This window comes from Aeromonas allosaccharophila, from assembly GCF_000819685.1.
GTDB classification, from domain to species: Bacteria; Pseudomonadota; Gammaproteobacteria; order Enterobacterales; family Aeromonadaceae; genus Aeromonas; species Aeromonas allosaccharophila.
Genome location: NZ_CDBR01000097.1, coordinates 95,002 through 114,541 on the forward strand (window position 1 = coordinate 95,002; position 19,540 = coordinate 114,541).

20 protein-coding genes and 1 tRNA gene are annotated in these 19,540 nt (G+C 60.1%); 10 read left to right on the forward strand and 11 right to left on the reverse strand.

Annotated features, from left to right (window positions below):
- The first annotated feature begins 35 nt into the window (after positions 1-35).
- Together BN1115_RS17485 and BN1115_RS17490 are read left to right on the forward strand one after the other, a co-directional pair.
- Entirely contained in the window at positions 36-1,007 is a 972-nt protein-coding gene (locus BN1115_RS17485; RefSeq protein WP_005339950.1) for a TAXI family TRAP transporter solute-binding subunit, read from the forward strand.
- 103 nt (positions 1,008-1,110) lie between these two features.
- Complete coding sequence (locus BN1115_RS17490) at positions 1,111-3,666, forward strand: TRAP transporter permease (RefSeq protein WP_005357644.1); 2,556 nt, start codon at positions 1,111-1,113, stop codon at positions 3,664-3,666.
- Positions 3,667-4,186: 520 nt separating this feature from the next.
- Here the strand turns inward: BN1115_RS17490 and BN1115_RS17495 are convergent.
- Positions 4,187-5,446 carry a phospholipase D-like domain-containing protein gene (locus BN1115_RS17495; RefSeq protein WP_042658150.1) on the reverse strand — a complete coding sequence of 420 codons (1,260 nt, stop codon included), beginning with the start codon at positions 5,444-5,446 and terminating at the stop codon, positions 4,187-4,189.
- A gap of 72 nt (positions 5,447-5,518) precedes the next feature.
- Here BN1115_RS17495 and BN1115_RS22590 point away from each other — a divergent pair, with 72 nt between their 5' ends.
- Complete coding sequence (locus BN1115_RS22590; protein WP_005339947.1) at positions 5,519-5,695, forward strand: hypothetical protein; 177 nt, start codon at positions 5,519-5,521, stop codon at positions 5,693-5,695.
- Here BN1115_RS22590 and BN1115_RS17500 read toward each other — a convergent pair.
- The 3 genes from BN1115_RS17500 to tatA all read right to left on the reverse strand — a co-directional run bounded on the left by BN1115_RS17500 (position 5,673) and on the right by tatA (position 7,804).
- Entirely contained in the window at positions 5,673-7,094 is a 1,422-nt protein-coding gene (locus BN1115_RS17500; protein WP_082034887.1) for an MltF family protein, read from the reverse strand. The genes BN1115_RS22590 and BN1115_RS17500 overlap by 23 nt on opposite strands.
- A 229-nt stretch (positions 7,095-7,323) precedes the next feature.
- Positions 7,324-7,626 (reverse strand): YfcZ/YiiS family protein, encoded by a 303-nt coding sequence (locus BN1115_RS17505; RefSeq protein ID WP_005339945.1) that lies wholly within the window; start codon positions 7,624-7,626, stop codon positions 7,324-7,326.
- 16 nt (positions 7,627-7,642) lie between these two features.
- A complete protein-coding gene (tatA, locus tag BN1115_RS17510) occupies positions 7,643-7,804 on the reverse strand; it encodes a twin-arginine translocase TatA/TatE family subunit (RefSeq protein ID WP_042057064.1) in 162 nt (53 codons plus the stop codon).
- A gap of 276 nt (positions 7,805-8,080) precedes the next feature.
- Between tatA and BN1115_RS17515 the strand changes: the two genes are divergently transcribed.
- Entirely contained in the window at positions 8,081-9,049 is a 969-nt protein-coding gene (locus tag BN1115_RS17515; protein ID WP_042658151.1) for a LysR family transcriptional regulator, read from the forward strand.
- A 76-nt stretch (positions 9,050-9,125) separates the two neighbouring features.
- On the opposite strand, the gene BN1115_RS17520 is transcribed toward BN1115_RS17515, so the two are convergent.
- Both BN1115_RS17520 and BN1115_RS17525 read right to left on the reverse strand, forming a co-directional pair.
- Entirely contained in the window at positions 9,126-9,725 is a 600-nt protein-coding gene (locus tag BN1115_RS17520; protein ID WP_013724175.1) for a YhgN family NAAT transporter, read from the reverse strand.
- 99 nt (positions 9,726-9,824) lie between these two features.
- Positions 9,825-10,070 (reverse strand): YecH family metal-binding protein, encoded by a 246-nt coding sequence (locus tag BN1115_RS17525; RefSeq protein WP_042057059.1) that lies wholly within the window; start codon positions 10,068-10,070, stop codon positions 9,825-9,827.
- Between the two features lie 209 nt (positions 10,071-10,279).
- Between BN1115_RS17525 and BN1115_RS17530 the strand changes: the two genes are divergently transcribed.
- Positions 10,280-11,563: a dicarboxylate/amino acid:cation symporter gene (locus BN1115_RS17530; RefSeq protein ID WP_042658152.1), complete on the forward strand. Its 1,284-nt coding sequence runs from the start codon at positions 10,280-10,282 to the stop codon at positions 11,561-11,563.
- Between the two features lie 10 nt (positions 11,564-11,573).
- Here BN1115_RS17530 and BN1115_RS17535 read toward each other — a convergent pair whose 3' ends face one another.
- Both BN1115_RS17535 and BN1115_RS17540 read right to left on the reverse strand, forming a co-directional pair.
- Positions 11,574-11,888 carry a putative signal transducing protein gene (locus BN1115_RS17535; protein ID WP_042658153.1) on the reverse strand — a complete coding sequence of 105 codons (315 nt, stop codon included), beginning with the start codon at positions 11,886-11,888 and terminating at the stop codon, positions 11,574-11,576.
- A 9-nt stretch (positions 11,889-11,897) separates the two neighbouring features.
- Positions 11,898-12,800 carry a LysR family transcriptional regulator gene (locus tag BN1115_RS17540; RefSeq protein ID WP_042057053.1) on the reverse strand — a complete coding sequence of 301 codons (903 nt, stop codon included), beginning with the start codon at positions 12,798-12,800 and terminating at the stop codon, positions 11,898-11,900.
- A 96-nt stretch (positions 12,801-12,896) separates the two neighbouring features.
- Here BN1115_RS17540 and BN1115_RS17545 point away from each other — a divergent pair, with 96 nt between their 5' ends.
- Both BN1115_RS17545 and BN1115_RS17550 read left to right on the forward strand, forming a co-directional pair.
- Positions 12,897-13,949, forward strand: a complete 1,053-nt coding sequence (locus BN1115_RS17545) for an HlyD family secretion protein (protein ID WP_005348510.1) — start codon at positions 12,897-12,899, stop codon at positions 13,947-13,949.
- Positions 13,949-15,502 (forward strand): DHA2 family efflux MFS transporter permease subunit, encoded by a 1,554-nt coding sequence (locus BN1115_RS17550; protein ID WP_042658154.1) that lies wholly within the window; start codon positions 13,949-13,951, stop codon positions 15,500-15,502. Before BN1115_RS17545 ends, BN1115_RS17550 begins: the two co-directional genes overlap by 1 nt.
- Positions 15,503-15,581: 79 nt before the next feature.
- On the opposite strand, the gene BN1115_RS17555 is transcribed toward BN1115_RS17550, so the two are convergent.
- A complete protein-coding gene (locus BN1115_RS17555; protein ID WP_042658155.1) occupies positions 15,582-16,208 on the reverse strand; it encodes a lysoplasmalogenase in 627 nt (208 codons plus the stop codon).
- A gap of 175 nt (positions 16,209-16,383) precedes the next feature.
- Between BN1115_RS17555 and BN1115_RS22430 the strand changes: the two genes are divergently transcribed.
- Complete coding sequence (locus BN1115_RS22430) at positions 16,384-16,539, forward strand: hypothetical protein (protein ID WP_156135285.1); 156 nt, start codon at positions 16,384-16,386, stop codon at positions 16,537-16,539.
- A gap of 211 nt (positions 16,540-16,750) precedes the next feature.
- Here BN1115_RS22430 and BN1115_RS17565 read toward each other — a convergent pair whose 3' ends face one another.
- Positions 16,751-17,869 carry a fatty acid desaturase gene (locus tag BN1115_RS17565; protein ID WP_042658157.1) on the reverse strand — a complete coding sequence of 373 codons (1,119 nt, stop codon included), beginning with the start codon at positions 17,867-17,869 and terminating at the stop codon, positions 16,751-16,753.
- 147 nt (positions 17,870-18,016) lie between these two features.
- Between BN1115_RS17565 and fabR the strand changes: the two genes are divergently transcribed.
- Both fabR and BN1115_RS17575 read left to right on the forward strand, forming a co-directional pair.
- Positions 18,017-18,637, forward strand: a complete 621-nt coding sequence (gene fabR / locus BN1115_RS17570) for an HTH-type transcriptional repressor FabR (protein WP_042658158.1) — start codon at positions 18,017-18,019, stop codon at positions 18,635-18,637.
- 19 nt (positions 18,638-18,656) lie between these two features.
- The gene (locus tag BN1115_RS17575) at positions 18,657-19,022 is read left to right on the forward strand and encodes a YijD family membrane protein (protein WP_042658159.1); all 366 of its coding nucleotides are present in this window, start codon (positions 18,657-18,659) and stop codon (positions 19,020-19,022) included.
- A gap of 335 nt (positions 19,023-19,357) precedes the next feature.
- Here the strand turns inward: BN1115_RS17575 and BN1115_RS17580 are convergent.
- Positions 19,358-19,434: transfer RNA gene (locus tag BN1115_RS17580), tRNA-Asp, on the reverse strand.
- Positions 19,435-19,540: the final 106 nt, after the last annotated feature.

Below are 19,540 nucleotides of genomic sequence, written 5' to 3' on the forward strand. Positions count from 1 at the left end.
AACGGATAAACAAAATCAAAGAAAAGGGAGAAAAAATGAAAGGATTAACTTTGGCGTGCGCCCTGTCGGCGGCTCTGGTCGGTGTCTCATTCGGTGGTCCGGTACAAGCGCAGGAGCGCTTCGTGACCATCGGCACCGGCGGTCAGACCGGCGTTTACTATGTCGCTGGCCAGTCCATCTGCCGCTTCCTCAATCGCGGCGCAGCCGATCACCAGATCAAGTGCAACGCCCCGGCCAGTGGCGGTGGTGTTGCCAACGTCAACGGCATCCGTAGCGGTGAATTCAACTTCGGCATCATGCAATCCGACCACCAGTTCAAGGCGATGAAGGGGCTGCCACCGTTCCAGGCCGAAGGGGCTATGGACGATATGCGCGCCGTCTTCTCCCTGCAGAGCGAGGTGTTCACCATCCTGGCTCGCCGCGATGCCAAGATCGCCAGCTTCGACGATCTGAAAGGCAAGCGCGTCAACATCGGCAACCCGGGCTCCGGCCAGCGTGACACCATGGAAGAGATCATGGCGGTCAAAGGCTGGAAGAAGGGTGACTTCGGTCTGGTCTCCGAGCTGAAACCGGCCGAACAAGCCTCCGCCCTCGGTGACAACAACATCGACGCCATGAGCTACTTCGTGGGTCACCCGAACGGTGCCATTCAGGAAGCCTCCACCACCACAGATGCAGTACTGGTACCTGTGACCGGCGCCGACATCGACAAGCTGCTGGCCGAGAAGAGCTACTACAGCAAGGCCGAAATCCCGGGCGGCATCTACAAGGGCAGCGACAAGCCGACCCCCTCCATCGGTGGCAAAGCGGTGCTCTCCACCAGCGCCAAAACCGATCCGGAAGTGGTCTATCAGTTGGTCAAGTCGGTGTTCGACAACCTGGATCGCTTCAAGCGCCTGCACCCTGCCTTTGCCGACCTGAAAGAGGCCGACATGATCAAGGTGGGTCTCTCTGCACCGCTGCATGAAGGGGCTGCCCGCTACTACAAAGAGCGCGGCTGGCTCTGATTGAAGGCCACTGGGCCTTTGTCACTCTCTTCGACACCCGTCTGCCGCCTGATTGCGGGGGCGGGTGTCGCTCTTGTTGTACTCGTTGGCACAAGTTAACCCTATGCAAGATAAACAACTCTCTACCGAGGAACTGATCGCCCAGGATGTGGGCGCTCGCCTGCCGCTGGGCATCATGGGCTGGCTCATCACAGCTCTGGCGCTGGCCTGGTCCCTGTTCCAGCTCTGGATCGCCTCGCCACTCCCCTTCATGGTGGGGTTTGGTGTACTCAATGACACCGAAACCCGCTCCATTCACCTCACCTTTGCCCTGTTGCTCGCTTTTCTGGTGTTCCCGGCATTTCGCTCCTCGCCGCGGGATCGGGTTCCCCTCGGCGATATCGCCCTCGGCCTGATCGCTGCTGGCGCCGCGTCTTACCTGTTCGTGATGTATGAAGCACTGGCGCTGCGTCCCGGCACCCTCACCACCGCCGATCTGGTGACCGCCTGCATCGGCATTCCGCTGCTGCTGGAGGCGGCGCGCCGCGCTCTGGGGCCGGCACTTGCAGTCATCGCCATCGTCTTTCTGATCTACAGTCTGGCGGGCCCCTGGATGCCGGGACTGCTGGCACACCGTGGAGTAGGCTTCACCGCGCTGGCCAACCACCAGTGGATCACCACCGAAGGGGTGTTCGGCATCGCCCTTGGCGTCTCCACCAGCTTCGTGTTCCTGTTCGTGCTGTTCGGCGCCCTGCTGGAACGGGCCGGCGCAGGTCACTACTTTATCCAGCTCGCCTTCAGCCTGCTCGGTCACCTGCGCGGCGGCCCGGCCAAGGCGGCAGTGGTCGCCTCCGGCCTGACCGGCCTGATCTCCGGCTCGTCGATTGCCAACGTGGTGACCACCGGCACCTTCACCATCCCGATGATGAAGAAGGTGGGCTTCAGTTCAGAGAAAGCGGGGGCGGTGGAAGTGGCCTCCTCGGTCAACGGCCAGATCATGCCGCCGGTGATGGGGGCTGCGGCGTTCCTGATGGTCGAATACGTGGGCATCCCCTACGTAGAGATCATCAAGCACGCCTTCCTGCCTGCCGCCATCTCCTACATAGCGCTGCTCTACATCGTCCATCTGGAGGCGCTGAAACTGGGCATGCAGCCCATCGGCAACCATCAACCCAAACCCTGGCTGCGTCGCCTGACCGGCTTTGCCTTTGGCGCGGCCCTCATCAGCGGCCTGTCACTGGCGGTCTACTATGGCCTCGGCTGGCTCAAACCTGCTCTGGGTGACTACGCCCTGCCGGGGATCTCGGTACTGCTGGCTGCCACCTATGTGGCCCTGTTGAAGATCGCCGCCAGCAATGAACCGCTGCCTGCCGAAGATCCCGACAAGCCGCTCACCGAGTTGCCCAACACCCGCGCCGTGCTGCTCTCCGGCCTGCACTTCCTGCTGCCGGTGGTAGTACTGGTATGGTGCCTGATGGTGGAACGCCTCTCGCCGGGGCTGTCGGCCTTCTGGGGTACCGTGATGCTGGTGATCATCCTGCTGACCCAGCGCCCGCTGCTCAACTGGCTGCGCAAGGACGGCAAGCACGACTACGGCACCGTCGCTGACGGCGTGGTGGATCTGCGGGAAGGACTGGTTGCCGGTGCCCGCAACATGATCGGTATCGGCATTGCCACCGCCACCGCGGGGATTATCGTGGGTGCTGTATCCCAGACCGGGGTTGGTCTGGTGCTGGCGGATCTGGTGGAGTTCCTCTCCATGGGCAACCTGCTGCTGATGCTGCTGCTTACCGCACTGCTGAGCCTGATCCTTGGCATGGGGCTGCCCACCACTGCCAACTACATCGTCGTCTCCAGCCTGCTGGCACCGGTGGTAGTGACGCTGGGGCAGCAAAACGGGCTGATCGTGCCGCTTATCGCAGTGCACCTGTTCGTCTTCTACTTCGGCATCATGGCGGATGTGACGCCACCGGTGGGACTGGCTTCGTTCGCGGCTGCGGCTGTCTCCAAGGGCGATCCCATCAAGACCGGGATCACCGCCTTCTACTACAGCCTGCGTACCGCGGCGCTGCCGTTCCTGTTTATCTTCAACACCGATCTGCTGCTGATCGACGTGGACTTCGCCCACGGAGTGCTGATCTTCATTGTGGCGACCATCGCCATGCTGATCTTCGCCGCCGCCACTCAGGGCTGGTTCCTGGTGAAGAGCCGCTGGTACGAGAGCGTGCTGCTGTTGCTGGTCGCCTTTACCCTGTTCCGCCCGGGTTTCTGGATGGACATGGTGCACGACCCCTATCGCGAGACCCCGCCTGCCCAGCTGGCCCAAACCATGGGTGAAGTGGAGGCGGAGAGCACCCTGCGGCTGCGGATCCTCGGTGAAGATGCCGTAGGCAAGCCACGCAAGTTTACCCTGCTGGTCGCCGTACCGGATGGGGCAAATGGCGAAGAGCGGCTGGCCAATCTGGGGCTGAGCCTCTATGAGCAGGATGGCAAGACGCTGATCGACAACGTCGCCTTTGGCAGCCCGGCCGCCACCATGGGGCTGGAGTTCGATCAGGAGATCCTCACCGTCAAGGCGCCGACCGAGCGATGGACCAAGGAGTGGATGTGGATCCCGGGCTTCCTGCTGTTCGGGGCGATCGTCTGGCTGCAGCGTCGCCGCAGCGTCAAGGCTGGTTAATCCGCCAGGCAGATGAGACCGAGGGCCGCTATTGCGGCCCTCTCTTTATTGCCTTGCCCTCTGCAGCTCTTGCGATGAGCAACAGTCATGGAAAAGGTAAACGGTGGCGAGCGGCCAAAAAAGTGGGGTGACATGTCCATGTCACCCCCTCGCAAATAGCATGTTCCATATTGGAGTCCGGCCGCGCCGGGTCTCTGTTTCACTTTCCGATAGTTCGCGACCCATCTGAAGTGCGCGCCAATTGCAGCGATGCAACTGGCCAGCTACCCGTTACAACCTTCGTCCACACGGCAGACAAGCCGCCGTGTTTGTCCTTGCAACTGAAATATTACGCATAAAAACAAAATAAAAAACGTTTTTATGCCAATTCCATTCACATTGGAGTACAAAAAACAGCCTTATCACCACCATTAACTGGTTATAAAACAGTTAGATAGACTCTATCATGGCTATTCACCCGCGATGTGCATCGGCAAAGGCCTACACGCCTTTGCGAGATCTCGCACAAAAAATGGCCGCCTCACAGCCAACGGCGCAGTGGCAACCAGTCGCTCAGGCGGGCTATCAGTCGCCTTGACCACCCTTCGGGTTTGCGCGGCAATCCACCCGCCTGCTCCTGCCAGCGAGCCAGCCACATTCGCAGCGCCTCGCAGATCGGCGGGCAGTGCAGATGCAGCATCAGCTCGGTATTGAGAAACAGCGAGCGGGGATCGAGGTTTAGGCTGCCAAACAGCGCCCGCTCCTCCCCCAGCAGGATCAGCTTGGCGTGCAGGCTGCCGTGGCCGTGGCCGTGGTCAAACTCGGCAACACGGATGCCGCGCCGCAGCAACCAGCCGAGATAACGCTGATAGGCGCCATAGACCAGTGGCACATCGGTGCTGGCTAGCGAGTTGGTGAGAATGTCGATGGCGACCCCCTGCTGGCGCAGCCGCGCCAGACGGTGCCGAAACCCGCGAGTAAGGATGAGGTAAGGGGTCACCAACCCCAGCGAGCCAGGATTGTCAGCCAGCTGGCGCCAGAGCTGACGGGCAGTGGTGGGACGGGAGATAAGCCCCTTGCCGGGACGGTCGAACCACACCTCGGCCCGCCCCTCATGCCATTGCAGCGGCACATCGCGCTCGTCAAACAGCGCCACAGGCAGATCGTAGACCGTCGCCACCGCCGGATCCGTCATGGTGAACAGGAAGTCGTTGACCACCTCTATTTCGGCGGGCAGCAGCTCGCGGCGCAGCAGATGGCGGATGGGGTGACTCCAGCGGCTGTGCCAGAACTGCTCGAACCCCTGCACCATCTGCTGGCACAGTCCCCCCTGACAGGCGAGATCGAGATCCACGAAGGGGGCTTGCGGATCCAGACCGAAGTAGCGATCGCCAATGTTGCGACCGCCGATCAGCGCCAGCTTGCCATCCACCAGCAGCAGTTTGTTATGCATCCGGTGGTTGATGCGGCGAAAGCTGAGCAGCCCCTCCAGCAGCAGTGCCAGCGGGCGCCAGCCCCGCAGCCAGAAGGGGTTGAACAGCCGCACCTCGATCCCCGGGTAGTGAGCCACCATCTCCAGAAAGCGGTTGTCACCGGCATAGAGATCATCCACCAGCAGCTGCACCTTGACGCCACGCCGGGCGGCGTGAAGCAGCTCGCTCAGCAGCAGCTTGCCGCTGCTGTCCTCCTCCCAGCTGTAGTACTGCGCCTGGATCCGCTCTCGGGCATGGCGGATCCAGTGGCAACGCACCTTGAGCGCCAGCAGGGGATCATCGATCAGGGCAAAGGATCCGGGGATCATGGTGTCATCCTGCTGTCATGGCCGGGTGTCATAACGCTGGCGAGCCTCTCACATACTCAAAAGGAGTTGCTGATGGAACTGCATGATACCCCGATGTTGCGCTATCTGGGCCAGCTCAGCCAGCCAGATCTCATCCCGGCCACCGGCCCCGCCCACTGGTTTTTGCAACACAGGGACGGTGGCTGGCAATTGCCGACCGTGCAGGCGACCCTGCCGGTCAACCGGCTCAGGGCTGAGCCGCTTCGATAGCGGCAGCCTTGCCCTCGATCTGGGGCAGGCTGAAACGATAGGCTACGTAGTACTTGTAGATGGTGCCGACATAGTTGATCGGCCCCTGCCCGACTTCGTTGGCCACCAGCTGATCCACGTTGCCGAACCAGACGTTGGGATCGAGCCCCAGCTTCTCCGCCTTGCCTCGCAGCGCCTGCACCCGGTTCGGCCCGGCGTTGTAAGCGGCGAGGGCAAACAGGTGGCGGTTGAGCCGATCCAGCTTGGGATCATTGAAGTAGGTATCGAGGATCAACCGCATGTAGCGACAGGCGGCCTCCACATTGCCCTCCAGCGTGGTGAGTCTGGCACCGTTGATGCCGACTTCCCGCCCCGTACTGGGCAGCAGCTGCATGAGGCCCACGGCCCCCTTGGGCGAGCGCGCCTTGGGATTGAGGCCGGACTCCTTGTAGCCAAGCGCTGCCAGCATCAGCCAGTCGAGATCGTATTGATTGGCGTACTTCTCCAGCACTTTGCGAATGGTCGCGAGGCGCCCCATAGGATCCGGCGCCAGGATATTGCTCATCTGATCGCTGCGAACCAGCAACCGGCGCAGGGTCATGTCACTGTAAAGGCTGTTGCGGCTGACACTCGCCAGATAGCCATTGACCGCCTTGAGCAGCTCGGGGCTGTTCTTGCGCAGCGCCCAGGCACTGGTGCCGTTGCTGCGCAGGGGGATCAACTTGTGAGCCTTGAGGCCGGAGATCATCCCACCCAGCCAGATCCGCCCCTTGTAGCTGTCGGTCACCGTCAGGGGAATAATGCCGGCGGCCACCATCTCCAGCAGATCGCCATCCTGCAGGTATTCGGGCACCGTTTCGATATAGACGGGGGGCAACCCCAACTCGCGAAACAACCAGTTGAGCTGGCGCAAACTCTCGTAGTAGCTGGAGCTGGCGCGCACCCAGACCCGCCTGCCGGAGAGCTGGGTAATGCGGCTGAAGGCGGGCAGGCTCTGCTGGCTCACCACCCACTCCTCTATGGATGAAATGAGCGGCCGGGAGAAGGCCACCTGTTCACGCCGGGTCGGGGTCACCGTCATGGTCGCAGCCACCAGATCGCCGCGTCCCTCGGCCAGATAGTCCAGCAGCTTGTCCTGGCGCACCGGGATGTAGACCACCTTGAGTTTGACCTTCTCTTTAGCGAGATAGGTCTTGTTCAGCCAGCGCTCGAAGCCTTGCAGCTGGTTGACCAGAATGCCGTATTGGGAGCCGCGATCGAGAAAATAGAAGCCGCGCTCATAGACCACCAGAGCCCTGAGTTCGCGTTTTTGCAGAATGCTTTCGAGGTCCCCGGGTTGGGGCAGACGCAGTGGCTTGAGTTCAGCCGCCAGCAGGGGAAAACAGCAGAGGGCCAGCAGAACCCAGATCCAGCGTCGCATCACGATGGCTGCCCCTGCACTGAGGTCACGCCTGCTGCGGGTTGGCAGCACGGATCACGATAGAAGGTGGGATTGGGGGCAGAGATCCATCGCTGCGTCATGATGTTTGCGCCTTCTGTTGGCCGACTCGCGCCGGGCAAAAACGTCTGTGGGATAGAGTAACTATAGAACGCCGACCCACAGCAGAAGGGTCAACACGGCAGGCAAACCTGCCGCGTTATCAGACCACTCAGATAGAGCGAGCCCGCATTTCGAAAATCAGTTTTTCGGCGGTGCAGGTGAATTGCAAGCGGGCTTTCAGGATCACGCCATTGGCGCCCTGGGTCAGTTCGCTGCTCACTTGAGCTTCGGCAGTGACCTGCTTGGCCAGTGCTTCATAGGCAGCCAGCTTGGCGCGGGCATCAGCCTCGGCCGCGGCTTCAATAACCAGATCCATCACATCGTCGCCTTCGCCGATGATGGTGCCGATCTCGGCAAAACAGCCGCAGCTGTCACAGGTTTCGTTCAGTTCAACTTTCTCGTCTACAGACATTTTCTACTCCTACTGCTTATTTCGGATGATTTGCGTCGTCACGCATCGCCTTGCGAAAATCTTTGATGGCGGTACCCAGATCCTCACCTGCACCGGCAAGACGCTTGCTGCCGAAGACCAGCACAACGACCAGCAAGAGGATCAGCATATGCCAGATATGAATTCCACCGAGTCCCATAGGGATACTCCCTCACAAAGAGATATCTGTTACTTGTATCAAAATAGAGCGCAGGGATTGTTGGGCAAAATCAAGGCAGGTGCAAGTGAGCAAATAAATCATAGCCAAAAAATAGGGCGACCCTGAGGTCGCCATATTGATTGTGCTACATGTCCCCTCAACCGCTACATCCTGTACCAGTGGTTCATGCGAACCTGAGACCATTCGAGGATAAGATCGCCAAGATATGAAAACAAATGGTATAAATTCATCTTAGAATTGAAGAGGATTCATATCATGCTGCTGGAACAACTGGGTCGCATCGACCTCAATTTGCTGATTATCCTGCAAGTACTGCTGGAAGAGCGCAACGGCAGCAAGGCGGCACGCCGCCTTCATCTGAGCCAGTCCGCCGTCAGCAAGGCCCTCGGCCGTCTGCGCGATACCTTCAACGATCCCCTCTTCATCCGCTCCGCCTACGGGCTGGAGCCCACCGGCCGCGCCCTTGCGCTGCAACAGCAGTTGCAACCCATCCTGCTGTCGCTGGATAACCTGATCCAGCCGCCCGAGTTTGACCCCGCCAGCTCCGAGCGGGAGTTCGTCATCGCCAGCATGGACAGCGCCTTTACCCTGTTTGCCCCGCTCTACCTGAGCGAGCTGAAACGACAGGCACCACGGATCCGCTTGCGCTATGAGGAGTGGACCGAAAACAGTCTGACCGAAATGAGTCAGGGCCAGGTGGACATCGCCTTCGCGGTGCGGGAGAACTGCATCAGCTCCGATTACCGGCTCGACACCCTGCCCGACAGCATCTGCCAGCGGGTGCTGGCGGTCGATGATCTCACCTGTCTGGTGCAGCAGCACCACCCCGCGCTGCGGGAGCCCAACTGGAATCTGGATCACTATCTCAGCTACCCCCATGTGCAGACCTATTGCGAGGGGCGGGACCGCTGGATGCTGGATCACAAGCTGGCGGAGCAGGATCTCTACCGACGTATCGAGGCGACCGTGCCCTCCTTCGAGGCGGCGCTGCGGATGGGGATGCACTCCGACATGATAGTGACGCTCTCCAAGCTCTACGCCCGCCACGCCACCCAGGTCTATCCGCTGTTGCAGCTGCCGCTGCCCATCGGGTTGGACAGCATCTCCCACCTGCTCATCTGGCATCAGCGTCACAGCGAGGATCCGGGCCACCGCTGGCTGCGGGAATTGCTGCTCTCCCTCATCATGAGCAAACTGGAACCCGCTGCGACCACTCACGGGTGACCGCCCCCCCTTCTCGGCGGCACAAAAAACGGGGCTCTGCGTAGCCCCGTTTCATTCACTTCAAGATGTAAACCGCTCAGCCCTGACCGGTCACCGCCAGATAGTGATGTACCCCGTCCAGCAACATCTGGACCGAGATCATCACCAGCAGCATGCCCATCAGCCGTTCCACCGCAGTGAGTCCCCGCTCACCCAGCAGCTTGTTGAATACCTCGTAGAACATCAGGATCACCGCACTGGCAGCCCAGGCCAGAAAGAGTGCCAGCGACCAGTCCACCATCCGAGTCGGCTCCTGATTGGCCAGCAGCATCAAAGAAGCGAGGATCGACGGACCGGCGATCATCGGGATCGCCATCGGCACCAGGAAGGGCTCCTCGCCCGCCGCCAGCCCGGTCACCCCCCCTTCACTCGGGAAGATCATCTTGATGGCGATCAGGAACAGGATAATGCCCCCCGCAATGCTGACCGCCTCCTGCCGCAGGTTGAGGAAGCCGAGGATCTGCTGACCGACGAACAGAAACAGCATCATGATGGCCAGCGAGAAGAGCAGCTCGCGCACCATCACCTTGCGACGTCGCTTGGGATCGATATGACGCAGGATAGAGAGGAAGACCGGCAGGTTGCCCAGCGGGTCCATGATCAGAAACAGCATGACTGCGGCAGAGAAAGTATCCATACAACGCCCGGGCTACGCCCTGAATAGGGAAAAGAGAGGGGGCGAAATATAGCAAAGGGCGAAGAATTGAGCGAGCGCCATGATGCGCTCGCAGCGGGATTAACCGTGGTTGCAGATCTTGTCGGCATGAGTCTGGAAGCCCTCTGCCGAGTCGATAAATTTGCCGCGAGCGGCCAGGAAGTCGATCAGCGCCTCCGCATCCATCTCGCTGGCGCTGCAGGTATGAAAACGGGCCTCGGCACCGAACCGCTCGGCCATCGCCTGTTTCAGGCTGGCACGGGTAAATTGCCCCCCTTGTGCCAACATCATCTCCATCACTTCGTGACCATGAACCGATTGCGACATCTCTCACCTCAATAATGAACATATTTAATGCCAATTAAATATCTCCCCGCCCGGGGGGATCTTGATATAGGCCAATAAATTGCGCATTTCCTGGTCAGGGGAGTGGTCACCGCCACCGCTTTGTCGATAATGTGGCAACCCGCGTCAGGGATCGCTACACTGGCGCCCCTTTTTGGCCATCGCAGACAATGTATAAGGATATTGGCGTCATGCTGTTCCATGGAGAGGCTCTCAAGCCCTGGCAGATCTGGACCCGCCGACCACTCTGGCTCAAGACCCTGATCGGCATGCTGACAGGGGTGGGTCTGGGCGTCGGCTTTGAAGAGCAAGCCCTGCTGCTCAAGCCCCTCGGCGTCCTGTTCGTCAACACCATCCAGATGCTGATGGTGCCCCTTATCTTCTGCTCGGTCATCGCCGGCCTCACCTCGCTGCTCAAGGGCAAGGCCCTCGATCGCATCGGCAGCAAGGCGATCTGCCTCTACTTCTGCTCGACCGCCATCGCCATCTGCATCGGCCTGATGATGGGCTGGCTGCTGGAGCCCGGCATGGGCGCCGACATGGGCCCCTATGAGCGGATCGGCATGTCGGAACCACCCACCCTGGCCAGCGTGCTGAGCCATCTGGTGCCGAGTAACCCGGTACAGGCGATGGTGGATGGCAAGATCCTGCAAGTGATCGTCTTTGCGGTGGCGCTGGCGGTCGCCCTCAACGCCAGCGGTCGCCGTGGCCGCCCCGCCATCCTCTTCTTCACCTCGCTGGCCGAAGGGATGTTCAAGCTGACCCAGATGGTGATGGCGCTCGCCCCTTACGGTGTCTGCGCCCTGATGGCCTGGATGACCGGCAAGTACGGTCTCGACCTGCTGCTGCCGCTGCTCAAGGTGATCGGCGCCGTCTACCTCGGTTGCCTGCTGCACGTACTCGGGGTCTACAGCACCCTGCTGCTCCTGCTGGCACGGCTCAATCCGCTGCACTACTTCAAGAGCATCGTTGACGCCCAGGCGGTGGCCTTCACCAGCAGCTCCAGCAACTCCACCCTGCCCATCAGTCTGGCCTGCGCCGAGAAACGGCTGGGAGTCTCTCCCGCCATCACCGCCAAGGTGCTGCCCATCGGCGCCACCATCAACATGGATGGCACCGCCCTCTATCAGGGAGTCACCGCGCTGTTCGTGGCTCAGGCATTCGGGGTGGACCTGCACATGGTCGATTACCTGACCATCATCAGTATCGCCACCCTGGCCAGTATCGGCACTGCAGGCACCCCGGGCACCGGGTTGATGCTGCTGACCCTGACGCTGACGGCGGTGGGCTTGCCGCTAGAAGGGGTGGCACTGATTGCGGGTATTGACCGGATCCTCGACATGGCGCGCACCACGGTCAATGTATCGGGGGATATTCTGGTGTCGGTGCTGATCGCCCGCAGCGAAAGCGAGCTGGATCTGGCGATCTATCACGATGCCAGCGCAGGGGAAGATATCGAGTTCCCGCCGCGCTAGCGGAGAAAGATCAGCTGTCGTGGGGATCGTGATGACAGCGCCAACAGACGTCAAAGTTGGCGCCGTTCTCCTCCCCGCACTGACCGCACAGCCAGCCGTTACCCTGACGCTGCTGGTAACGCTCGATGACCCGCCCCGCCCTGCTGCGATCCTCGGCCCGCACCATCAGGGTCACCTGCAGCATGTCGACCGGCAGTTCGCCAAGGGCGCCGGACAGCCCCTCGCCATTGAGCCGCACCAACACCCCTTCCGCCTCCAGCGCCCCTTTCAGGGCGTGCGCCTCCAGGGTATGAGAGGCGCGATAGAGATTGATCCAGTTATCCATAGCTCCCCCTTACAACAGCTTGTCGATGCCAAACTCGGCGCCGTTCTCAATCATGAAATCGATGAATGCCCGCAACTTGCGCGGCATCAACCGCCGCTCCGGAAACAGCAGGTAGATGGGCACCCTGGGTTGCTGCCACTCTGGCAGCAGGATCACCAGCTCGCCGCTCGCCAGCTCATCCTGACAGAGCATAGCGGGTAACGAGGCCAACCCCAGCCCCGCCTTCGCCGCCTCCCGGGCACAGGTAATATTATTGACCCGAAAACGGGATGGGGGGTCAACCAGCACCTCTCTGCCATCCAGCTCGAAGCACCAGTGAGAGGCGAGAAACCCGCTGCTCACCGTCACCCGCTCGTGATTGACCAGATCCTCCGGCCGCGCGATGACCGGACTGCGCGCCAGATAGTCCGGGCTGGCACAGAGCAGCCGTCCGGTGCTCCAGAGCCGGCGCGCCGCCAGATTGGAGTCGCTCATGTCGCCAATTCGCACCACCGCATCCAGCCCTTCGCTGATGGGATCCACCACCCGGTTGGTCAGCTCCAGCTCCACCTGCAGGGCAGGATAGGCCTGCAAAAACTTGGCAACCAGCCGCCCGACCACCAGTTGCCCCGTCTCGATGGGCACCGCCAGTTTGAGGATGCCGGTCACCTCCTGCTGGCTGGCGCTCAGCATCAGCTCGGCTTCGGTCAGGGCATCGACCGCCTTGCTGCAGTGCAGGTAGTACTTCTCCCCCTCCTCGGTCAACGTGAGCTGACGGGTGGAGCGATAGAGCAGGCGCACCCCGAGCCGCTGTTCCAGCTCGGCGATACGGCGGCTGACCATCGCCTTGGTCATTCCCAGCTCGCGGGCGGCTCCCGTAAACGAGCCTTTGTCGACGATACGCACCAGAATTAACGCGGCATTGAGATCCATTGTTGCACCAGTGAAACTGTATATCTCGTGAACCAATACTAATCGAAACAGTTGACCAGTGTTAGCCTGCGCCCCTTAAGTTCAGGAATCACAAAAATGAGTCAACACAAAAAAATTCCCCTGCTGGCAGCCATGATATTGGCGCTGCTCGGTCTGCTGTTCGCCGGTTACTGGTATCTTCACGGCCGCTATTTTGAAAGCACCGACAACGCCTATCTGCAAAGTGAAGTGACCGGGATCAGCTCCAAGCTGCCCGGCTATATCCGCGAAGTGCTGGTCACCGACAACCAGCCGGTCAAAGCGGGCCAACTGATAGCCCGTCTCGATGATCGCGAATACAAAACCAGGGTCGCGGAGGCCGAAGCCGACCTGCGCCTCAATCAGGCGACGGCCGAAAATCTGGCCGCCACCCGCACCCAACAACTGAGCCTGATCCAGCAGGCCGAGGCCAAGGTCGCCTCCGCCAATGCCGAACAGCTGCGCGCCAGCCAGCAGGTCAACCGGATCAGTCAGCTCAACCAGCGCCACTACAGCTCGCAAGACAGTCTGGACGAGGTGCGTGCCGGCCTGCAGGTCAATCAGGCGCAAGCCCGGGAGGCCCAAGCCGCCCTGCAAGCGGCCCGTGAGCGACTGCTGGTACTGGATGCCGAGCGCAAACAGAATCTGGCCAAGCTGGCATTGAGCGAAGCGCAACTGGAGCAGGCCAAGCTGGAGCTCGGCTACACCGAACTGCGGGCACCGGCCGATGGCATCATCGGCAAGCGCAGCCTGCGGGAAGGGCTCTACGTCCAGTCCGGCATGCAGGTCGCCAGTTTGGTGCCGCTGCAACAGGTGTGGGTCGAGGCCAACTTCAAGGAGACCCAGCTCGCCCATATGCAGCCGGGCCAGAAGGTCGAAGTGGTACTCGATGCCTACCCGGATCAACCGGTCGAGGGGATCATCGACAGCCTGGCCCCGGCCACCGGCGCCAAATTCGCCCTGCTGCCACCGGAGAATGCCACTGGCAACTTCACCAAAATCGTGCAGCGGGTACCGGTGAAGATCCGTATCCCCGAGCCAGGCCCGCTGGCAGGCAAGCTGCTGCCTGGTCTCTCGACCGAAGTGATCGTGGATACCCGCACTCCAGATCCCGTGGTGGCTGCCAACTGATGGAACCCATTCCACGTCGCAACTGGATCGCGGTCATGGGGGGCCTTATCGGCGCCTTCATGGCCATCCTCGATATCCAGATCACCAATGCCTCTCTGAAGGATATTCAGGGGGCCCTGTCGGCCACCCTGAGCGAGAGCTCCTGGATCTCCACCTCCTATCTGGTGGCGGAGATGATCGCCATCCCCCTGAGCGGCTGGTTGAGCCGGGGGCTGAGTGTGCGCCGCTACCTGCTCTGGACCACCGGCGCCTTTATCGCTGCCTCCGTGCTCTGCTCGTTCAGCTGGAACCTCACCAGCATGATCGTCTTCCGGGCGCTGCAAGGCTTCACTGGCGGGGCGCTGATCCCGATGGCCTTTTCCCTCATCGTCACCCTGTTGCCGTTACAGAAGCGGGCCACCGGCATGGCGCTTTTTGGCCTCTGCGCCACCTTCGCCCCCGCCATCGGCCCGACCCTCGGTGGCTGGCTCACCGAGCAGATGTCGTGGCACTACATCTTCTATCTCAACGTGCCGCCAGGATTGCTGGTGATGGCCATGCTGGCCCACGGGCTGGATAAAAAACCGGTGGACTGGGCCGTGATCAAGCGGGTAGACCTCATCGGCATCGTCACCATGGCGCTCGGCCTCGGCTTGCTGGAGGTGGTACTGGAAGAGGGCAACCGGGAGGACTGGTTCGGCTCAAGCTTCATCGTGCGACTGGCGGTCATCTCGGCGGTGGCGCTGGTGTTCTTTGTCATCAGCCAGCTGATCCGCCGTCACCCGCTGGTCAATCTGCGGCTGCTGCACAACCCGCGCTTCGCACTCGCCTGCTTCGCCTATCTGATCCTCGGCATGGCGCTGATGGGATCTATCTATGTGTTGCCGCTCTACATGACCCAGATCCACAACTACAACGCGCTGGAAATCGGCGAGGTACTGATGTGGATGGGACTGCCGCAACTGCTGGTGCTGCCGCTGGTGCCCAAACTGACCCACAAGATAGACCCGCGCTATCTGGTGAGCTTCGGCTTCCTGATCTTCGCCGTCAGCTGCTTTATGAACGTCAACATGAGTGCCGACTACGCCGGGCCGCAGCTGATCCAGTCGCTCATCGTGCGGGCGCTGGGGCAGCCCTTCATTATGGTGCCGCTGTCGCTGGTAGCGACCGCCAGCCTGAGCCACGACGAGATCCCCTCCTCCTCGACCCTGCTCAACGTGCTGCGCAACCTCGGCGGCGCGTTCGGTATCGCCATCATCGCGACCCTGCTCGACAATGATACCCGCACCCATGTGCTGCAGATTGGCAGCACTCTGGCTGCCAGCAGTATCGAGGGGCAGAGCTATCTGCTGCAGCTGGCCCAGAGCATGATGGCGCAGGGCTCAGGCCCCGAGATTGCCCAGCAGCAAGCGCGGGCCATGCTGGCCAATACCATCAACCGGGAGGCGGCCATCATGGCCTACAACCAGGTGTTCTACATCATGGGGATCTTCCTGCTGATCGCCAGCGCCCTGATGCTGTTGCTCAAATCCCCCGCCCCACGGGCAGCGGATGCCGAACCGCTAGAGGCGTGAAAAACCGCTAGGGCACAAAACGAAAAACGGGCCAATGCCCGTTTTTCGCTATCTGTTATCTGCACTCAACCAGATGGCGTTATCCCGCCAACGATCCTGCAATCAGGAATTGCGCGGCGAAGTAGCTGCTCATGACCCAGGCGCGGGCGTGGGGAAAGGGGCGGCGGAAGCGATCGAGCGCCAGCATGCTGTCGGAGAAGAGGAACATCAGCGCCCCAACCAGAGCGGCGGCAGAACCGGCGGTGAGAGAGGCATGCCAGGCACCGGCGGCCACCCAGGCCATGCCGATGATCACCAACATGTAGCAGAAGACCGGGATCCGCATCTCCCCCAGCTTGCCCCACAGCAGGCCAAAGACCATGCCGGCGATCAGCAACAGCAGCAAACCATCCAACAGATTGAGCACCAGCGGCCCCTGGGCAAAGCCGACGATATAGCAGAGATGTGCGACAAAAAACGCCGCCAATCCCTGAATGAAGCGATCGCTTGGCAGCATCAACAGCACATCGCCCGCCAGCGAGAGGCAGAGGCCGAGCAGGATCCAGGCGTGGGAACCGTCGTGGTCATAACTCTGGTAGCCGAACGCCAACGCGATGATAAGCAGCATGGTCAGCGGCTTGCTGATATAGAACTGGCGGCTGTCTGAACCATAGGCAGCACGGATATGCCACCAACCTGAAGCGATGATCAAGAAACTCAATAACATGCCCTGCTCCTCACCTGTTGCTCGCAGTCATACGGCAACCGTTTTTATCATGGTGCAGGGTAACAAATTCCCTCCCCCAGTGGCAGGGGTGCTTATCAAATGGACAGACTAAGCCTAAAGTCTAATTGCCGCCCCGAGTGGTTCAGGGCATAAGAGACGGGTCTGGAGGATCACCATGGAAGAAGCTATGAAAAACTATCTGCCCGCCATCGATATTATGATGTGCCATCTGGGGATCAGCTTTGAGCAGGCCTGCGAACAACTGGGTCTCAGCCAGCAGGAGCAACAGGCACTGAATCAATTGCAACAACAGCAGAGCCAAGCCAACTAGCCCTCCCGTTATTGGATATCATGATGTGCCATCCGGGGATCAGCTTTGAGCAGGCCTGCGAACAACTGGGTCTCAGCCAGCAGGAGCAACAGGCACTGGATCAGTTGCAGCAACAACAGAGCCAAGCCAACTAGCTTGAGTTGAATCATAAAAGAGAAGACCGCCAGCTGGCGGTCTTCTCTTTTAGTCTGTGTGATACCCAGGCAAGACATCATGCAATGCCTGCAAGCAGGCGACTCCAGTTACGTTTAGCTGCGATGAAGCCATCTCTCAGAGCGCGGTACTCCAGTTGCAGCTTGAGGCGGTCATAGCGCGCCAGCGCCTTGCGCTTGCGCAGCTCCAGCAGCCGTTTGCGAGTGGCATAGTAGTGTTGCAGCTGCTGGCTCAGCTTGTCGTACTCCTCCTGCAGCAGTGCCTGCCACAGTTCGCGATCTTCCTGCTTGCGCAACTTTGCTTGTGCCCGCTTCAGCTGCATCTGCAGCCGGGCCTGCTCAATACGCTCCTCCGGCGAGGATCTGAGATCCCCCGCCAGCCCACACCAGGAGGCAAGCCGGATCACCCACTTGGTCGGATCGAACTGCCACCAGTGAATGCCGTTGCGGTAGTCATTCTCGAACAGGTGGTGAAAGTTGTGGTACCCCTCGCCAAAGGTGAAAAAGGCCAGGATGCCATTATCGCGAGCGGTATTGCGGTCGGTATAGGGCTGACTGCCCCAGATATGGGCCAACGAGTTGATGAAGAAGGTGGTGTGGTGAGTCATCACCATCCGCAGCACGCCCGCCAGCAGCAGCATGCCGAGCAGATCCCCGTGCCACAGGCCAAGCAGCAGCGGCAGACCCAGATTGGTCGCCAGCACCAGCATCAGGTAGTGACGGTGCTGAAACGCGACCACAGTGTTGTTCTGCAGATCCCGCACATTGCTGTAATCGCCATAGCGATCTCCCTGATGCTCCCGCAACATCCAGCCGATGTGGGAGTACCAGAAACCGCGCCCCGCGCTATAGGGGTCTTTTTCATTGTCATCCACATGGCGATGATGACGGCGATGATCGGCCGACCAGTGCAGGGCCGAATTCTGCAGCGCCAACGCGCCGCCGATGGCAAACAACCACTGCAAAGCGGGGTGTGCCTTATAGGCCTTGTGCGACCAGAGTCGGTGATAGCCTGCGGTGATGGAGAGACCACTCAGGCAGAACAACAACAGGAAACTGGCCCACTGCCAGAGATCGTAACCGTGGCTCATGCCGTACCAAGGCACGACAATCAGCGCCACTATCCCGGAGAGGGAGAACAGCAGGGTATTGGTCAAAATAATCGGGGGTCTGGCCATCTCATTGCATCCTTTCAGCGAACAGCTGTTCACCATTTTCCATGGCGATTTCCTCAGGGTCAATGGTAAAAAAGTAGGATACAAACCTGATCCTGAGGCGCCTTCGGGTTATCATTTGGCCTCGATAAGCTGAAGGTGACTGATTCTGTGGGTATTCGCGCTCAACAAAAAGAAAAAACCCGGCGTACATTGATCGATGCTGCATTCAGCCAACTGTGTGCCAACCGGAGTTTCTCCAATCTCAGCCTGCGGGAAGTCGCTCGTGAAGCGGGTATTGCCCCCACCTCTTTCTATCGCCACTTTCGAGATATGGAGGAGCTGGGCCTGACCCTGGTTGACGAAGGAGGCCTCACCCTGCGCCAACTGATGCGCCAGGCACGCCAGCGCATTGCCGGTGGTGGCAGTGTCATCAGCACATCGGTGCAGACCTTTATGGAGTTCGTCGAGAACAACCCCAACATCTTCAGGCTACTGCTGCGGGAACGCTCCGGCACCTCGGCCGCCTTTCGTCAGGCGGTGGCGCGCGAGATCCAGCACTTCATCGCCGAGCTGACCGATTATCTGGAAGCCACCACCGAAGCGCCACGGGAAGATGCCTACATCCAGGCAGAAGCCATGGTCACCATCGTATTCAGTGCCGGTGCCGATGCGCTCGACATGACCAGCGAAGAGTGCCGGGCACTCTCCGACCGTACCATTAGCCAACTGCGGATGATCGCCATGGGCGCCGAGGTACAAAACCAGAAGCGCCATGCACCTCACCCATGACCACAGGATGGAGAACGACATGCCTGAACAGCTTATGATCCCGAAAAAACCGCTCGCCATGGCCATGCTGATTGGTATCTGTGGCGATGCCTCTCTGGCCGTGCTGACCAACCCGGTGGTGCCTTTCTCCTTCTTCCCGCTGATTGCCCTCTGGCTGGCGGCCTACCAGCTGTTCCAACACTATCGCCATGAACCTATGGTGGGTAATACCCCCATCTGTACCCTGCTCTGCTTCTTTATCGGTGCCTTCGGCCACTCCGCGCTGCTCAAGGTGCAATACCCGGAACTTGGCAGCAACTTCTTCTCCCTGATCATGATGCTGCTGCTACTGGCAGCCCTCTCCATCAAACTTGGCCTGAGCATTGGCAACAAAGAGAAGCCCTGATAAATCGGCCGATTGATGGCAATCACTGATAGATAAAGAAAAGAGGCCTTCCCAACGGGAAGGCCTCTTTGTTTGTGGTACACGCATTAATACAGCGGGGCGATGTCCAGATGAAGGAGGGGAAAGTATGAAGCACACCAGCACCCTGCCCCCGACAGATGCCGGTCTTGACCGATAGCAGAGCGGCAAATGGTTGAGGAACGACCAGAAAAGGGCGGGATTTGTAGAAAAAACAGCAAGGAGTGAGGGCTTTTTGGCCCAAGATGATAAAAACAAGACTTATAAATTGCGTATAGCAAAAAGGCCTTCCCAATCAGGAAGGCCTTTCAAATTAGTGGCGGAGCGGACGGGACTCGAACCCGCGACCCCCGGCGTGACAGGCCGGTATTCTAACCAACTGAACTACCGCTCCGCTATTTGGCTAGCTTTTCGCTAAATCTTTTGCCGCTTATCAGAGGTGTCATCCTCGCAGCCGGTTATATGATTTCTCACATCACCGTTTAATTGGGTGCCTGGCA

Excerpts from the sequence above, each read along its gene's own strand:
- BN1115_RS17495 (WP_042658150.1), bottom strand. The coding sequence starts at position 5,446 with ATGATCCCCGGATCCTTTGCCCTGATCGATGATCCCCTGCTGGCGCTC.
- BN1115_RS17535 (WP_042658153.1), bottom strand. The coding sequence starts at position 11,888 with ATGGATAACTGGATCAATCTCTATCGCGCCTCTCATACCCTGGAGGCG.
- BN1115_RS22430 (WP_156135285.1), top strand. The coding sequence starts at position 16,384 with ATGGAAGAAGCTATGAAAAACTATCTGCCCGCCATCGATATTATGATG.
- BN1115_RS17525 (WP_042057059.1), bottom strand. The coding sequence starts at position 10,070 with ATGTCGCAATCGGTTCATGGTCACGAAGTGATGGAGATGATGTTGGCA.
- BN1115_RS17505 (WP_005339945.1), bottom strand. The coding sequence starts at position 7,626 with ATGTCTGTAGACGAGAAAGTTGAACTGAACGAAACCTGTGACAGCTGC.
- BN1115_RS17515 (WP_042658151.1), top strand. The coding sequence starts at position 8,081 with ATGCTGCTGGAACAACTGGGTCGCATCGACCTCAATTTGCTGATTATC.
- tatA (WP_042057064.1), bottom strand. The coding sequence starts at position 7,804 with ATGGGACTCGGTGGAATTCATATCTGGCATATGCTGATCCTCTTGCTG.
- BN1115_RS17550 (WP_042658154.1), top strand. The coding sequence starts at position 13,949 with ATGGAACCCATTCCACGTCGCAACTGGATCGCGGTCATGGGGGGCCTT.
- BN1115_RS17530 (WP_042658152.1), top strand. The coding sequence starts at position 10,280 with ATGCTGTTCCATGGAGAGGCTCTCAAGCCCTGGCAGATCTGGACCCGC.
- BN1115_RS17490 (WP_005357644.1), top strand. The coding sequence starts at position 1,111 with ATGCAAGATAAACAACTCTCTACCGAGGAACTGATCGCCCAGGATGTG.
- BN1115_RS17565 (WP_042658157.1), bottom strand. The coding sequence starts at position 17,869 with ATGGCCAGACCCCCGATTATTTTGACCAATACCCTGCTGTTCTCCCTC.
- BN1115_RS22590 (WP_005339947.1), top strand. The coding sequence starts at position 5,519 with ATGGAACTGCATGATACCCCGATGTTGCGCTATCTGGGCCAGCTCAGC.
- BN1115_RS17575 (WP_042658159.1), top strand. The coding sequence starts at position 18,657 with ATGCCTGAACAGCTTATGATCCCGAAAAAACCGCTCGCCATGGCCATG.
- BN1115_RS17540 (WP_042057053.1), bottom strand. The coding sequence starts at position 12,800 with ATGGATCTCAATGCCGCGTTAATTCTGGTGCGTATCGTCGACAAAGGC.
- BN1115_RS17555 (WP_042658155.1), bottom strand. The coding sequence starts at position 16,208 with ATGTTATTGAGTTTCTTGATCATCGCTTCAGGTTGGTGGCATATCCGT.
- BN1115_RS17500 (WP_082034887.1), bottom strand. The coding sequence starts at position 7,094 with ATGCGACGCTGGATCTGGGTTCTGCTGGCCCTCTGCTGTTTTCCCCTG.
- BN1115_RS17520 (WP_013724175.1), bottom strand. The coding sequence starts at position 9,725 with ATGGATACTTTCTCTGCCGCAGTCATGCTGTTTCTGATCATGGACCCG.
- BN1115_RS17545 (WP_005348510.1), top strand. The coding sequence starts at position 12,897 with ATGAGTCAACACAAAAAAATTCCCCTGCTGGCAGCCATGATATTGGCG.
- BN1115_RS17485 (WP_005339950.1), top strand. The coding sequence starts at position 36 with ATGAAAGGATTAACTTTGGCGTGCGCCCTGTCGGCGGCTCTGGTCGGT.